At 40.1% G+C, this 15,473-nt stretch carries 12 protein-coding genes; 3 read left to right on the top strand and 9 right to left on the bottom strand.

Features of this window, described 5'->3' with window-relative positions:
- Nucleotides 1–11: 11 nt before the first annotated feature.
- From AAEY57_RS12090 to AAEY57_RS12055, 8 genes are all read right to left on the bottom strand, one after another.
- On the bottom strand, nt 12–665 hold the full coding sequence (locus AAEY57_RS12090; protein ID WP_262976181.1) for a riboflavin synthase: 654 nt from the start codon (nt 663–665) through the stop codon (nt 12–14).
- 24 nt (nt 666–689) lie between these two features.
- Nucleotides 690–1,817, bottom strand: coding sequence for a bifunctional diaminohydroxyphosphoribosylaminopyrimidine deaminase/5-amino-6-(5-phosphoribosylamino)uracil reductase RibD (gene ribD, locus AAEY57_RS12085; protein WP_350607944.1), 1,128 nt, complete (start codon nt 1,815–1,817; stop codon nt 690–692).
- Nucleotides 1,818–1,819: 2 nt separating this feature from the next.
- Nucleotides 1,820–2,269, bottom strand: a complete 450-nt coding sequence (gene nrdR, locus AAEY57_RS12080; RefSeq protein ID WP_010390928.1) for a transcriptional regulator NrdR — start codon at nt 2,267–2,269, stop codon at nt 1,820–1,822.
- 107 nt (nt 2,270–2,376) lie between these two features.
- Nucleotides 2,377–3,633 (bottom strand): serine hydroxymethyltransferase, encoded by a 1,257-nt coding sequence (gene glyA / locus AAEY57_RS12075; protein ID WP_013464229.1) that lies wholly within the window; start codon nt 3,631–3,633, stop codon nt 2,377–2,379.
- A gap of 268 nt (nt 3,634–3,901) precedes the next feature.
- On the bottom strand, nt 3,902–5,185 hold the full coding sequence (gene thrC, locus AAEY57_RS12070; RefSeq protein ID WP_013464228.1) for a threonine synthase: 1,284 nt from the start codon (nt 5,183–5,185) through the stop codon (nt 3,902–3,904).
- A gap of 11 nt (nt 5,186–5,196) precedes the next feature.
- A complete protein-coding gene (thrB, locus tag AAEY57_RS12065) occupies nt 5,197–6,132 on the bottom strand; it encodes a homoserine kinase (protein ID WP_013464227.1) in 936 nt (311 codons plus the stop codon).
- 9 nt (nt 6,133–6,141) lie between these two features.
- Nucleotides 6,142–8,559, bottom strand: a complete 2,418-nt coding sequence (thrA, locus tag AAEY57_RS12060; protein ID WP_013464226.1) for a bifunctional aspartate kinase/homoserine dehydrogenase I — start codon at nt 8,557–8,559, stop codon at nt 6,142–6,144.
- A 230-nt stretch (nt 8,560–8,789) separates the two neighbouring features.
- Nucleotides 8,790–9,158 (bottom strand): response regulator, encoded by a 369-nt coding sequence (locus tag AAEY57_RS12055; protein ID WP_024601555.1) that lies wholly within the window; start codon nt 9,156–9,158, stop codon nt 8,790–8,792.
- Nucleotides 9,159–9,534: 376 nt separating this feature from the next.
- Here AAEY57_RS12055 and AAEY57_RS12050 point away from each other — a divergent pair, with 376 nt between their 5' ends.
- Both AAEY57_RS12050 and rdgC read left to right on the top strand, forming a co-directional pair.
- Nucleotides 9,535–11,301: an ATP-binding protein gene (locus tag AAEY57_RS12050; RefSeq protein ID WP_013464224.1), complete on the top strand. Its 1,767-nt coding sequence runs from the start codon at nt 9,535–9,537 to the stop codon at nt 11,299–11,301.
- A 73-nt stretch (nt 11,302–11,374) separates the two neighbouring features.
- Complete coding sequence (gene rdgC / locus AAEY57_RS12045; protein WP_008111993.1) at nt 11,375–12,286, top strand: recombination-associated protein RdgC; 912 nt, start codon at nt 11,375–11,377, stop codon at nt 12,284–12,286.
- 232 nt (nt 12,287–12,518) lie between these two features.
- Here the strand turns inward: rdgC and AAEY57_RS12040 are convergent, their stop codons facing one another.
- Complete coding sequence (locus AAEY57_RS12040) at nt 12,519–13,358, bottom strand: HDOD domain-containing protein (protein ID WP_013464223.1); 840 nt, start codon at nt 13,356–13,358, stop codon at nt 12,519–12,521.
- 281 nt (nt 13,359–13,639) lie between these two features.
- Between AAEY57_RS12040 and AAEY57_RS12035 the strand changes: the two genes are divergently transcribed.
- Complete coding sequence (locus AAEY57_RS12035; protein ID WP_013464222.1) at nt 13,640–15,340, top strand: DUF8614 domain-containing protein; 1,701 nt, start codon at nt 13,640–13,642, stop codon at nt 15,338–15,340.
- Nucleotides 15,341–15,473 lie beyond the last annotated feature (133 nt).

Below are 15,473 nucleotides of genomic sequence, written 5' to 3'. Positions count from 1 at the left end.
TGTCAATGTCGTTATTTTATAAAGCCCGCTTTAGCGAGTAAGCTCATCGAAATATCTGAACCCGTAGGTTGTTCAGCCCCTCTAACTAGGCGCTCTAAATAACGTGCTATTTGGTCGACCTCTAAATTAACTTGGGTGCCAACTTTAAAGTCAGCTATGGTCGTTTGCCCGCTGGTATGCGGCACAATCGTCAGTTTAAATTTATTACCTTCAACCGCATTAACCGTCAGGCTAATACCATCAATACAAACCGACCCTTTGTAAGGAATGTATTTCATTAAATTTTCATCGGTGGCTAACCAATATTCTGTTGCTCGCGCATTGGCATTAATCGCTGTGATAGTAGCAATGCCATCTACATGGCCAGACACTAAATGACCACCGAGGCGCGAGACAGGTTGCATCGCCTTTTCTAGATTAACGGTTTGCCCTAATGCGTAATGTGCAAATCCCGTTAAGCTAATCGTTTCATTTGATAAGTCAGCACTAAAGCCGTCAATATGCTTATCAACAACCGTCAGGCAGACACCATTGGTTGCAATACTGTCACCTAACTTAACATCACTCATATCAAGGTTTTTACTTTGGATACGAATAGCTAAATCACCTTGTTTTTTTTGTAATAACGTAATTTTACCTGTCGCTTCAACTATTCCAGTAAACATAGTGCTACTCTTTATATAAAATGATTAATGAGCTTTTTTGTGTGCTGTGATACGTAAATCATCACCGATTGGCACACACTCATTAAAAGTTAAATTAATGGTATTTTGCATACTCATTAACTCTGGGAAATTTAGTAAACTTTTAGCATCGCTGCCCATTAATTTAGGAGCAATGTAAAAAACAAACTCATCAATTAAATCAAGTTCTGTCATTTTACCGGCCAGTGTTGCTCCGGCCTCTAGCCACACATTATTAAACTGCAATTGGGCAAGCGTGTTTAACACGGCCAGTAAATCTACTTTATTATTATTTTCAGGTACTTCAATCTGTTTAACAAAATGAGGCCACTGATGCGATTTATCAACCTTAGTGGTAAATATTATCACCTCACTTTGAATTGAAAATAAGGCAAGATCAGGGGTAAGTCTATTTTGTGAGTCAATAACAACGCGAACCGGTTGGCGCAGTGGTAAATCAGTTGGTAAAGAATACGGTAACTCTTCTGGGCGCACATTTAATTTTGCATCATCCATTAATACCGTATCGGCACCGGTTAAAATTGCACAGTTTTGTGCTCGGTATAGTTGCACATCTTGGCGCGCTGCGGGGCCAGTTATCCATTTACTTTGCCCGTTTTTAAGCGCCGTTTTACCATCTATACTTGCGGCCATTTTGCAAGTCACAAAGGGTAATCCCTGCTCCATGCGCTTAAAAAACCCAAGGTTTAATGCGCGAGCTTGCGCTTCAAGTAACCCGTAAGCGACTTCTATACCAGCATCCGCTAAAATTTTCAGACCTTTGCCTGCAACTTGCGGGTTGCTGTCAACCATTGCGGCAATCACTTTTTTAACACCGGCTGCTTTTAGCCCTTCAGCACAAGGCGGTGTTCGACCATAATGACTGCAAGGCTCTAGGGTTACATAAGCGGTTGCGCCTTTGGCATTTTCGCCAGCCATAGCCAGTGCGTTTACCTCTGCATGACCTTGGCCCGCTAACTGATGAAACCCTTCACCTATTACTTTATTGTTTTTTACGAGTACGCAGCCAACATTAGGATTAGGAGTGGTGGTAAAGCGCCCTTTTTTTGCCAGTTCAATAGCGCGAGCCATGTAGCGTTTATCATCCTCTGAAAACGAACTTTGCTTGGTCATTACTATTCCCCTAAGCGGGCTATTTCTTCACCAAATTCGCGTATATCTTCAAACGAGCGATATACAGAGGCAAATCTTACATAGGCCACTTTATCTAACTTTTTAAGCGCTTCCATAATGCACTCACCCACCAAATGGCTAGACACTTCGCGTTCGCCAGTGGCTCGCAGCTGCGATTTAATAATATTAACCACTTCGTCAACTTGTTCAGTGCTTACGGGGCGTTTTTCGAGGGCGCGAGTTAAGCCATTTAGTAACTTATCTTCATTAAACGGTTCGCGGCTGCCATCTTGCTTGATGACCCGTGGCATCACTAATTCAGCCCCTTCAAAGGTGGTAAATCGTTCGTGGCATTCATTACATTCACGACGTCTACGTACTTGGTGTCCCCCACCTACAAGGCGAGAATCAATAACTTTAGTATCTTTGGCGGTGCAAAATGGGCAATGCATAACTGTGTGTTTCCGTTTTAAAAACAAAAAATGGCCGCTATTATAGCGGCCATTATCATAACAAAAATGTATGCAGTTGTGATCTAAATTACTATTTTACTCTTGGATTAAGCGTAAACAGGTAATTTTGCACAAATTGCTTTCACTTTTTCTTTTACTTGCGCTTGTACTGACTCATCTTCGATGTTGTCTAGTACGTCACAGATCCAGCCCGCTAACTCTTTTGACTCTGCTTCTTTAAAGCCACGACGAGTGATTGCTGGTGAACCAATACGCAAACCAGAAGTAACAAATGGTGAACGAGGATCGTTCGGTACTGAGTTTTTGTTAACCGTGATATTCGCGTTACCTAGGGCAGCATCTGCATCTTTACCTGTGATATCTTTGTCGATTAAATCAAGTAAGAATAAGTGGTTGTCAGTTTTACCCGATACTACTTTGTAGCCGCGCTCTTGTAATACGGCAACCATTGCTTGTGCATTTTTAACAACTTGTGCTTGGTATGTTTTAAACTCAGGTTGAAGTGCTTCTTTAAATGCAACCGCTTTAGCAGCAATAACATGACATAAAGGACCACCTTGGCCACCTGGGAAAACAGCGCTGTTTAGCTTTTTGTAAATTTCTTCATCGCCACACGCAGAGATGATTAAACCACCGCGAGGACCCGCTAATGTTTTGTGTGTTGTGGTTGTTACAACGTGAGCAAATGGCACTGGGCTTGGGTAAACACCCGCAGCAATTAAACCTGCAACGTGCGCCATATCAACAAATAAGTAAGCACCTACTTTGTCTGCAATTTCACGGAACTTAGCCCAATCAACAATACCTGAGTATGCAGAAAAACCAGCAATGATCATTTTTGGTTTGTGCTCAAGTGCTAACGCTTCAACTTGTGCGTAATCAATTTCGCCAGTTTCTTCGTTAAGGCCATACTGAATTGCGTTGTATGTTTTACCAGAGAAGTTGACGTGTGAGCCGTGCGTTAAATGACCACCGTGCGCTAGGCTCATGCCTAATACAGTATCAAGTGGGCTTAAAAGAGCTTGGAAAACAGCAGCATTCGCTTGTGAACCGGCATGAGGCTGTACGTTTGCGTAATCTGTACCAAATAATTCATTTGCGCGGTCAATAGCAAGTTGCTCTACCACGTCTACGTGCTCACAGCCACCGTAGTAACGTTTGCCCGGGTAACCTTCAGCGTATTTGTTAGTCAGCTGAGAACCCTGCGCTTCAAGTACGCGTGGGCTACAGTAGTTTTCAGATGCAATTAACTCAATATGCTCTTCCTGACGTGATGTTTCTTTGCTCATCGCGTCAAATAACTCTGGATCAAAGTCCGAAATATTCATGCTACGTTCTAACATTGGGGTCTCCTGGGCAACGTGTATGGGTATTTTTTAGAGGCTTTATTGTACGCTTAAAACGACGTTTTGCCTACGCTCTTAAGTTGAGGATATTTAAACAGGGATTGAAACTATTTCACAGCATTTTGATGATGATATTTTTTTATAAACTAATAACAATTTTAAATGAATTTTATTTACTACATTTATATAGCTTATGCGTTATGTCTAAAGCGATGCATAAACAAACAAAAAAAGCGGCCTAAGCCGCTTTTATTATCTGCCTTTTTTAGGCAAGCTTTTTAAACAACTCTGTACGCAAAATATCATAATCGTTGTGCATATCAGTGGCTAAACACGGTTTTGCTAATGCATCAGCTAACGGCTTTGGCATATCTAATTCAACATTAAGGATATCCTCAACGCTGTCTTTAAATTTGGCCGGATGCGCAGTCGCTAAAAAAATCCCCACAGCATCTGCTGCCTTATTTTCTACAAGACCTTGGTAAGCAATTGCGGTGTGAGGCTCTGCAATATAGCCAAGCTGTTGAATTTTTTTCATCACTGTTTGTGTTTGCTGCTCATCAACACTCACCGAATAAAAGTTATCATAACTAAACCAGTTATTATCTAACATTGATTGCACACGTGGCCAGTTATTAGGTTTACTCACATCCATTGCATTTGAAAGCGATTCAATTGTCGCATTAGGCGTCCAATTTTTATCAAGCATAAAGCGCGGTACTGTGTCGTTTTGGTTTGTAGTCGCACTTAGTTTACCAACTGGCATACCAATAACCGCGCCAATCATAGCCGCACACACATTACCAAAGTTACCACTCGGTACTGAAATATGCGCTGTAGCACGCTTTTCTTTTGGCAGCTGTGCAATGGCTTCAAAGTAATAACACACCTGCGCGACTAAACGGCTAATGTTAATTGAATTTGCTGAGTTTAAACCTAACTTCGATTTTAGCTCTTCATCTAAAAATGATTTTTTAACCAATTCTTGGCAATCATCAAAACTACCCTCAATCGCATAACAGTGAATGTTGTCACCAAGCGTTGTAAATAACTTTTGCTGCGCTAATGAAATTTTACCTTTAGGGTATAAAATAACGACATCAATATTTGGTTTGTTATAAAAAGCATGCGCTACGGCAGCCCCGGTATCACCCGATGTTGCAGTTAAAATAGTGACTTTTTCACCTTGATTAAATTGCGCCAAGCACTCGGCCATAAAACGGCCACCAAAATCTTTAAATGCCAGTGTTGGCCCGTGAAATAACTCTAAGCAATAGGTATTATCTTCAACTTCCACCAGCTTAACCGGAAAGTTAAACGCATTCTTAACCATCTGGGCAACAGTATCACTTGGTAGCTCGTCACCAATAAGGTGCGATAAAATTTTGCCGCTGCGAGTAACAAAGTCCATATCTAGTAATGCATCAACATCACTTAATGGCGCTAACGACTCTGGAAAAAACACACCTTGATTACGCCCTAGTCCTGTTTTTACAGCTTCAACAAACGACACTTTTTGTGAATATTCTTTTAAATTATGTAATTGCATGACTCTTTATCCTATAAAACATTTAATTGACGCGTGCCGTCGTTATCTAATTTACAAATATGGCAAAAGCCTTGTTCGTTGATGTAATTTTCCTCTAGCCACTGCGCGCATTGCTCTGCCGCTTCAAGCGTTTTACATACACTAAACAAGGTCGGCCCTGCGCCTGAAATACTCACAACTTCAGCACCCAGTGCTGGTAAGCTTGCTTTGGCATCACTAAAGCCGCTTATAAGTGGCGCACGGTATGGCTCTGCTATTTCGTCTTTCATAATGCTTAATGCATCATCAAAACGCCCTGTTAACAGTAAGCTACTAAACGCCGATAAACGCTGAGCAAACTCAACCCCGGCATGCATACTTAGCTCTTTTGGTAAAACAGAGCGCGCTTTTGCGGTATTGAGCGAAAAACCCGGAAATGCGGCAACGTAATACCAGCTTTCATCAACAGGTAAAGCAATAGATTTATCAGGAATTAAATCACCGGTTAACTGTAAGCCACCTAAATAACACGGTGTGATGTTATCGTAATGGCGCCCCCCACTTACAACTGCTTCAAAATCTGCCATAAGCTCAATGAGCTCTACTTGGCTTAAATTAGTTTTGGCAAATTTATCCAGTGCTGCAAATGTCGCCACCACAGAGCAGGCACTTGAGCCTAATCCCGAACCAATCGGCAAATTTTTCCTAAGTTCGAGCTTTACCGCAGGCATATCAGGCGCAACATGCGCTCTAAAGTGCACTAAACACTGATACGCTAAATTTTCTTGCGCATCACTAGGTAGCTTATGTGCATAGTCGCCTGTACAAATAAATTCATCACTCGATGCGGCACTAACAACCGCCACATCACCTAATAAACCGCCATCAATGGGCGCAAGTGCGGCGCCCAGCGCATCAAAGCCAACGGCAAAATTACCAATAGACGCCGGAGCATATACTTCAATCATGACTGACTCCTAGCGAGATAATGTTTTTAATATGTCTGCAAATACACCCGCAGCCGTTACTGCAGAGCCAGCCCCATAACCACGAATTACAAACGGACGCGGTTGGTAGTATTGGCTTAAAATAGCCAGCGCATTTTCACCATCACGAATAACATTCAATGCATGTGATGAATCCACCGCTTCGATTCCGACCTTACAGTGACCATTTTTAATTGTGCCTACATAGCGAAGTACTTTACCTTCACTTGCTGCACTTTGAACACGGTCGTTAAAACCAGCATCTAAGCTAGGTAATTTCGCCATAAACTGCTCCACATTGTCACCTTGGGCAAAACCTGGCGGTAAAACCGACTCCACTTCAATATCGCTAAGCTCTAATTTCATACCGGCTTCGCGTGCAATGATCAGTAATTTACGTGCTACGTCAGTTCCCGATAAGTCATCGCGCGGATCGGGCTCTGTAAACCCGCTTTCTTTGGCTTTAATTGTTGCTTCAGAAAGTGATAAACCATCTTCTAGTGCTCCAAACATGTATGAAAGCGAGCCTGATAAAATACCACTAAACTCAAGTAACTCATCACCTGCACCAAACAACGATTGCAAGTTATCGATTACAGGTAAACCTGCACCTACGTTAGTTTCGTATAAAAACTTTCGATTATTTTTATGTGTTGCTGCAATTAAATCTTGGTAATACGTATATGAGCTCGTGGTGGCTTTTTTATTGGCAGCCACAACATGAAAACCTGCATTTAAAAAATCTACATATTGTGCAGCTAAGGCATCTGATGAAGTACAGTCAACTAGCACTGGATTAACTAAATGATTTTGCTTAACAAACTGCTCGACCAGTTTTAAATCAAACGCTTGCTCTGACTGCGCCAGTTTTTGCTGCCAATCATCAAACGCAATCCCCTCACCATCAAGGTGTAATTGACGAGAGTTGGCAACACCATATAGGTTTAATTTAATATTACGCTTTTCAAGCCATGCTTGTTGACGCTCAAGTTGGTTAATTAGCTCTTGGCCGACTAAGCCACAGCCCAATAAAAACACATCAATTGAAGGCACATGAGTAAAGAAGTTTTCATGGCAAATTTTAACCGCGTCATTACATAATTCACCGTCAATAACGGCTGAAATAGCACTTTCTGTTGAATCTTGCGCTATGGCAACAATGTTTACTTGCGCTTGTGCAAGCGATGCAAAAAACTTAGCCGCTAACCCCTTATGGGCACGCATGTTATCACCAACTAACGTTACTATTGCTAAATTACGTTGCACATTTACCGGCTCAATGAGCCCCGCTTTTGACTCTAAGTCAAAGGCTACTTGCAACGCACTTAACGCTAGATTTAAATCGCTTTCATGCACACAAAAGCTAATGCTAAATTCACATGATGACTGGGTAATGAGTACAATTGACACGTTATCATGCGCTAATGCATTAAATACTTTCGATGCCATGCCCACTTTGCCCTTCATACCAGGGCCTGAAACGGTCAACATAGCTAAGTTTTGTAGGCTTGAGAGTGCTTTTACTGGTTCATCAGATACCGTATCGTTACTAATTAGTGAGCCTTGCGCATCTGGGTTATGAGTGTTTTTAATTTCGCATGGCACTCCAGCTTTTGCACACGGTAGGATAGTTTTAGGGTGCAACACTTTAGCGCCAAAATAAGAAAGCTCCATCGCCTCTTTGTAAGATAGGAAATCAACCTTAGTGGCTTTTTTGATATAACGCGGATCGGCGCTGTATACACCATCAACGTCAGTCCATATTTGGCACACTTGCGCCTCTAAACACGCCGCAGCAATCGCCGCCGAGTAGTCAGACCCATTACGACCAAGCGTTGTGAGCTCCCCTTCATCATTACTTGCAGTAAAACCAGGCATAATGTAAACCGTCGCAGGGGATTCTTTTAACACAGCTTGAAAACGTGCCTTACTGGCCACTAAATCCGCTTCTGCGTCTATGTATCCGCCGGTTGAAACAATACAATCTGTTGCTTGTAAATAATGCGCGTTATGATCGGCTAATAGACTTTGCATTAGCGATACGCTAACACGCTCACCAAAACTAATAATGAATGCTCTGACCTGATCAGGGCAGCACTTTATCAGTGCAATACCATCAAGCTTATTTTTAAGTTCGTTAAAGTCAGGCCAGTTTTGAACTGCTCCTTGCTTTTCCTCTACCGCTGCTTTAAGCATGTTGCATCGGCTAGCCAGTGAATGCCATTGTTCGCTAAAGTCATGCCCCTGCTCTGCAGTACTAGCTAAATTAACTAACGAGTCAGTCATGCCACCTGGGGCTGACAGTACTAGTAACATTTCATCTTTTAATTGTGCCTTAGCGAGTGCAGCAACTTGCTCTAAACAGGCAAAATCAGCGAGCGATGAGCCGCCAAATTTTAATACGCGCATTTTTTATGTTTCCTCATTCCATAAAACGAAAAAAGGCCTGTGTTCTAAGTGAACACAGGCCTTTAAATTTGTTGCACCGACCTATGCCACTATCCAGTAAGAATGGTGGTTGTAATAATAATGGTCGTTACAAGACTAAATGTTTTCATAAGCTTAAGACTGCCTTAACACAGGCTATTCTGTCAACCCTAAATTAGCAGATAAAACAGTCTTTTTCATCATGAAATTTATTAATAAATGCCAAACTTATGCAAAACTGTACTCAGTTGCGTTTTATTAATTGGCTTATGAATAAAATCGATTGCGCCTAGTTGCGCGACACGTGCTTGCATTTTTTGTTGGATATCAGCAGAGATCACTAATACATAAGACTCTATTTTAGAAATTTTGATTTGCTCAAGTACTTCAATACCATCAACTTCAGGCATGGTTAAATCAAGACACAGGAGATCGAAATGCCTTTGACGCAATTGCTCCAACGCCTCTTTACCGTTAGTTGCTTGCTGAATATCGGCATCAATACATTCTTTTAAACAGCGCATTACCTGTTTGCGAGCAACGGTGGAATCATCACAGACTAAAATAGAAAAACGCATCATAATGACTCATTAATTAAACTCATACAAAACACCTAAACCCACTGTAAAATTAGTTGGTTGCCCAATCCGCAACAGTCAAAATTATAACCAAATTAGCAACGAGCAGATTATTTATTGTAACTTTTATTAACGTTATCAATAAAATGCTTAATTGCACAATACAAATTAGTAAATTAACTATTTCCAAGTAAAAAACAGCCTATCCAAACCAACGGTTCTCAAATAGAAACCCAATGCATATAGAACAGAATGATTGCTTATTTAACAACGCTAAATAGCAATATTATAAAATATATGTTTATTTTTAATCATTTATTAACTAATGTTTATAAGCGTACATTAACAGTTGAATAATTTAAGGAAATATAAGCCTCCCATGCCGCAAAAAAGTCTTTCAACAAAGTTACTCACTCGGGTTTTATCAGTTTATTTTATACTGACCTTTGTGGTGACCTGCGGGCAAATTTTCGCAGAGTACGTCAATACTAAAGATTACATACGCGATGAACTTGGCACATTACAAAAGACCTTTGGTAGAAGTTTAACCAGAGCAATTTGGGAGCTAAATATAAAGCAAACCACCACAACCGCCGAAGGATTACTCGATATACCTATGGTTGAGGGGGTTATTATTCGTGACGATAATGGCGCTATTATTTCTCAATTAGGCCGCGCGCTAAATATTCACAATCTTTACAGCCAGCAACTTGTGCAAGAAGATGTTATGGTAGAGGACACCAAAGCCGGTTTATTTGGCTATACATTCCCACTTATTTTTGAGTTTTCAGGACGAGCAACGCAAGTAGGCGATGTTACTTTATTTTCTAGTCGCGATGTAATTTTTAGTCGCATTATGCTCTCTATCTACTTTTTGATTGGTAATGCCATGATTAAAACTACTTTTTTAATCATCTTATTTTTAATTGCATTTAGAAAGTTACTCACCGAGCCCCTTACTCAATTAACCGAGCAAATTGAATACCTTGAGTTAGAAGAGCTTGATGGTCAACAGGTTAAAATAGTCACCGATGAAAATAACGAGCTTAAAGTAATGGAACGCTCTTTTAACAATCTGATTTCGAAGGTTGTTGAGTATAAAAAAGAGTTAAAACAAACTCAGCATGACCTAATTGAAAGCAATCAAAAACTGGATCAACAAAACTTACAACTTGAACAGGATGTTGCGCGTAAAACATCAAATTTAAGCCAAGCAATGATCGATCTACAGCAACAAAAATATGAACTAGAGCGACAAAAAGCAGTTTTAACAGAGGAAGTCGATTTACGAAAGCAAACCGAACAAGAACTGTTAAGCAAACAAACTCAGCTGCAAAGCTCGCTCGATGAATTAAGCTTTGCGCAAGAGCAACTGGTTGGCTCAGAAAAAATGGCGGTATTAGGCGGCTTAGTGGCGGGGATCACTCATGAAATTAATACCCCTATTGGTATTGGCGTTACTGCCACCTCTTTTTTACAAGAGCGATTAACCGAAATAGAAACTGCGTATAAAAATAAATCATTATCGTCTGCGGCGTTAGAAGGCTTTATTAATGATGCAGCGCAAAGCGCTCAACTGCTCTCTCACAACTTAGAACGTGCCTCAGATTTAATAACCAGCTTTAAACAAATTGCGGTAGATCAGGCCAGTGAAGCCCTAAGAACAATTAACTTTAAAGACTACATCAACGAAGTTATACGCTCTTTGCACCCACAAATTAAAAAAACATCTCACAGCATTCGCCTACATTGCCCAGATGATTTAATTATTAACTTACCTGCGGGAGTCATTAGCCAAATATTTACGAACCTAATTATGAACTCATTAGTGCATGGTTTTGAAAATATAAACAGCGGCCAAATCACCATAGATGTGAATACTGATGAAAACGACCTCATCATTAATTATCAAGATAACGGTTTAGGTTTAAAACCGGCTCAACTAAAGCGTTTATTTGACCCATTTTTTACCACCAAGCGTGATGAGGGTGGCAGCGGCTTAGGTGCTCATATTATTTTTAATCTAGTAAAACAAACGCTCAATGGTAAAATTGAAGTAAGTAGTGAGCCTGGGCAAGGGTTACACTACCGTATTTCGTTCCCTAAAAACATGTCATCTCCCCTGCCACTTTTTAAACTCGATTAAGCTAAATCAGCCGTTTCTAGAAGCGGCTTTTATTGCTATGATTGCACAAATTTTTTAAATGGATCATTCCCCTATGTGGTTTAGTAACCTTATATGCTATCGCTTTAAACAAGACGTTTCATACACACAAGAAGACTTTGATAAGGCATTAGAGCAAGATCTATTTCGTCCTTGTACTGGCCAAGAGTTGGCAACATTTGGTTGGACAAAAGCATTTGGTAAACATGGTGAAACTCTGTCTCATTTCTCACAAAAAAGTATTTTAGTGTGCGCTAAACGTGAAGAAAAAGTATTACCAGCCTCGGTAATAAATGAGCTGGTAGCAGAAAAAGTTGATCAGATTGAAGCCGAAGAAAATCGCCCAGTAAAGAAAAAAGAAAAAGATGAATTAAAAGAAAACATCTTACACACCTTATTGCCACAAGCATTTAAAAAATCGAGCTTGCAGTTTGCTTTTATAGACCAAGAAAATGGGTGGGTGGTAGTTAATAGTGCAAGCTTTAATAAAGCAGAGGAACTACTTGCTCTATTACGTAAATCATTAGGGACATTACCCGTTGTTCCTGCGTTTGCTAATTATGATTTAGACGTATTTTTAACTGACTGGCTTACTAACTTTAGTACTCCAGAGGGCTTTGCAATTGGATCAGACGCTGAACTTGAAGAAGCTGATGACAGTGGCGCCCAGGTAAAACTTAAAGGCCATGACCTATCGTGTGACGAAGTGAAGTCGCACCTTGAAAGTGGTAAGCGCGTCACTAAGCTTGCCCTTGATTGGCAAGAGCGCGTTAAATTTATGCTACAAAACGATGGCTCAATTAAACGTTTAAGCTATTCAGAAACACTTAAAGAAGAAAATGCCGATATTCCTAAAGAAGATATGGCGGTTAAACTAGATGCTGATTTTATTCTTGCATCTGAAGAAATTAAGCAATTGCTAGAAGAGCTTACACAAGGCTTAGGTGATGCTGACGATTTAGCGTAAAAGCTTTATAAAATAGTATTAAAAATATAAGCACGATATTAATCGTGCTTTTTATTGTTCAAAAACAAGTTATACCAATTGCATTAAATTAGTGATCTATTATAGCGACAAAGAAATAAGTCGATAACAAGGCAAAAATTATGATACATAGTTGTTCTATATAAATAATTTTTAACGCAGGTAGCGGATTATTTAATACGCTAGAATAATCATGTTTTTAATAAAATTGGTATTAACTAAACATTTCTTTTACGTCTTCAACCATATGCAAATACTCTTCACTCTCTAACATTTCTAATGAAGGAAATATGCCTTTATCAATATACGTTTGCAGCGCTGCTGACTTATCAGATACTTGTAAGGTTCCCTCAAGGATTGCACCAACACGAATAAAGTCGATATAACTCACCTCAGCAGTACGATGATTCACATCTGCCCAGTGCTGCGCGACCTCAACAAACACATCAGGAAATTCCCACGCTTTCATGATTGAACCACCAATTTTACCACTTAAACGTTGAATCGCATGGGCTAAAAAGCTGGGGCTTGCAAACACTTCAGGGTGACGCTCTGCTTCAGTTAAAATGGGTAACACCCCAATATTATAAACTAATGAAGCTAATGTAATGGCATCGCGATTTAGCGATGTATGGGTATTTCTTTTTAAGTAAAACTCCATTAATGAAATAGAGTGCGAGGCCACATGCAGCGTTTTATGCCACGCCTTTCCCATGTAGCCTTTTATTAACTCGTTGTTAGATACAAATAACTGCTCCATCGCCATGGCTGTGGCAATATTTTTTATTTGCCTAAGCCCAATACGTGTAACGGCTTGGTGCAAGTTAGACACCTTTACAGCTCGGCCCATAATTGCACTATTTGCGACTTTGATCATCCGCGCCGACAATGCAGGATCATGTGCTATCACATCTGACATTTGCATCAAATTAACATCGGGGTTATCTGCGGCTTGGCGAACCTTAATCGCTACCTCAGGTAACGTAGGCAACACCAGTGTGTCGTTGTTAATTCTGTCAACTAAAATAGTGAGTAAGGCATTTTCTGTAGACATAAAATATCCCTTTGCTTAATGACCTACACTTTACAGCAAGTCTTATATTATTAATTATTTCAAAGCTTAGTAGTATTAAACATATACCTAAAATAGAAAGAATTGTAGATAATTATTGATTATTTACCAGCGGCCCCTCATTAGTGCACTCTAACGTCTAATACTTGCTATTTGCTAGTATGTTTTGCTTTAATGCAAGCATGCTAAGGCACACTAATACTCATTCAGTACCTTAACTTACAGTATACAAGTTATAAAATAGACTTTTTAAAGGCAATATAATGATCTTAAATAAAATTAGCCAAGCAATACTGCTCTCTGGCATCGTTTTTCTTAGTGCCTGTTCTGAGCAAGCACCGTCTTCAAACAATACGCCGCAAAGCTCAGCGCCAACGGCTTCTCAAGCGCCTTCAGGGCCAACACTCGTTAATATTGACCGTCAACGCTTAGACATATACACAGACTTCAGCTTACAAAGCGATTTGTCACACTTATCTGAGAACCAAAAAGCCATGGTTGCCAAGCTTATTGATGCTTCAAAAATTATGGACGATTTATTTTGGAAACAAGCATTTGGTGAAGATAAACAAAGCTTTTTAGCACAATTAGATGATGAAAAAGTACGTCAGTTTGCAGATATAAACTACGGCCCATGGGATCGCTTAAATGGCGATGAAGTATTTTTATCTGGCTATAAAGAAAAGCCGCTTGGGGCAGGTTTTTATCCGGCCGACATCACCAAAGAAGAGCTTAATAACGCTGATGTAAAAGATAAAACAGGGCTTTACTCACTTATTAAACGCGATGAACTAGGTAATTTATACAGCACGCCTTATTCAGAAGAATATGCCGTAGAACTTGCCCAAGCAGCTAAGTTACTTAGAGACGCTAGCAAATTAGCTGACGACAAAGAATTTGCCAACTACCTAAACTTACGAGCTGACGCAATACAAAGCGATGATTTCCAAGCCTCTGACTTTGCTTGGATGGATATGAAAAATAATCCTATCGATGTTGTTATTGGCCCAATTGAAAACTACGAAGACCAATTATTTGGTTACCGTGCTGCCTATGAATCGTATGTACTAATTAAAGATTTAAAATGGAGCGAACGCCTGGCTAAATTTGCTGCCTTTTTACCTGAGCTGCAAAAAGGCTTACCTGTTGATAGCAAGTACAAGCAAGAAGTACCAGGATCAGATGCTGACTTAAATGCCTACGATGTTGTTTATTATGCTGGGCACTCAAATGCCGGCAGTAAAACCATTGCAATTAACTTACCAAATGATGAGCAAGTACAGCTAGAAAAAGGCACACGTCGCTTACAGCTTAAAAATGCAATGCGAGCGAAGTTTGATAAAATTTTAGTCCCTATCGCAGAGCAGTTAATTGTGCCAGAGCAACGTAAACACATTACCTTTGATGCATTTTTTGCTAACACTATGTTCCATGAAGTAGCTCACGGTTTAGGTATTAAAAATACTATTACCGGCAAAGGTACCGTTCGCCAATCTCTACAAGAGCATGCTAGCGCCTTGGAAGAAGGTAAAGCAGATATTCTTGGTCTGTACATGGTTGAACAGTTACTTAAAAAAGGGGAAATCACTGAAGGAACGTTAGAAGATTACTACACCACCTTTATGGCGGGTATTTTCCGCTCTGTGCGTTTCGGTGCATCAAGTGCACATGGTAAAGCAAACATGATCCGCTTTAACTTTTTTGCTCAAGAAGGTGCCTTCTCTAAAAATGAAGACGGCTTGTATAGCATCAACATGGATAAAATGGGCGACGCTATGGCTAAATTATCGCGCCTTATTTTAACCCTGCAAGGTGACGGTGATTACGAAAAAGTTGATCAACTGATTGCAACTCATGGCGATATTAAAGCGGAACTAGCTAAAGATTTAGAAAAGTTAAGCAAAGCGAACATCCCTGTAGATGTGACCTTCAAACAAGGCAAAGATGTGCTTGGCCTTAATTAATATGCGCTAAATTAGTTCACATAAAAAAAAGCGTTACACTGTAACGCTTTTTTTTATCTAGGGTCTGTTGACCTTTGCGGATTAAAATTTGTTCAAACTAGGGGCGGTTTAATCGCGGCGCGAGGTTTGTAAC

This window comes from Pseudoalteromonas sp. MER144-MNA-CIBAN-0113 (assembly GCF_040308965.1).
GTDB lineage: Bacteria > Pseudomonadota > Gammaproteobacteria > Enterobacterales > Alteromonadaceae > Pseudoalteromonas > Pseudoalteromonas tetraodonis.
This window is presented reverse-complemented; position numbering and strand designations above follow the sequence as displayed.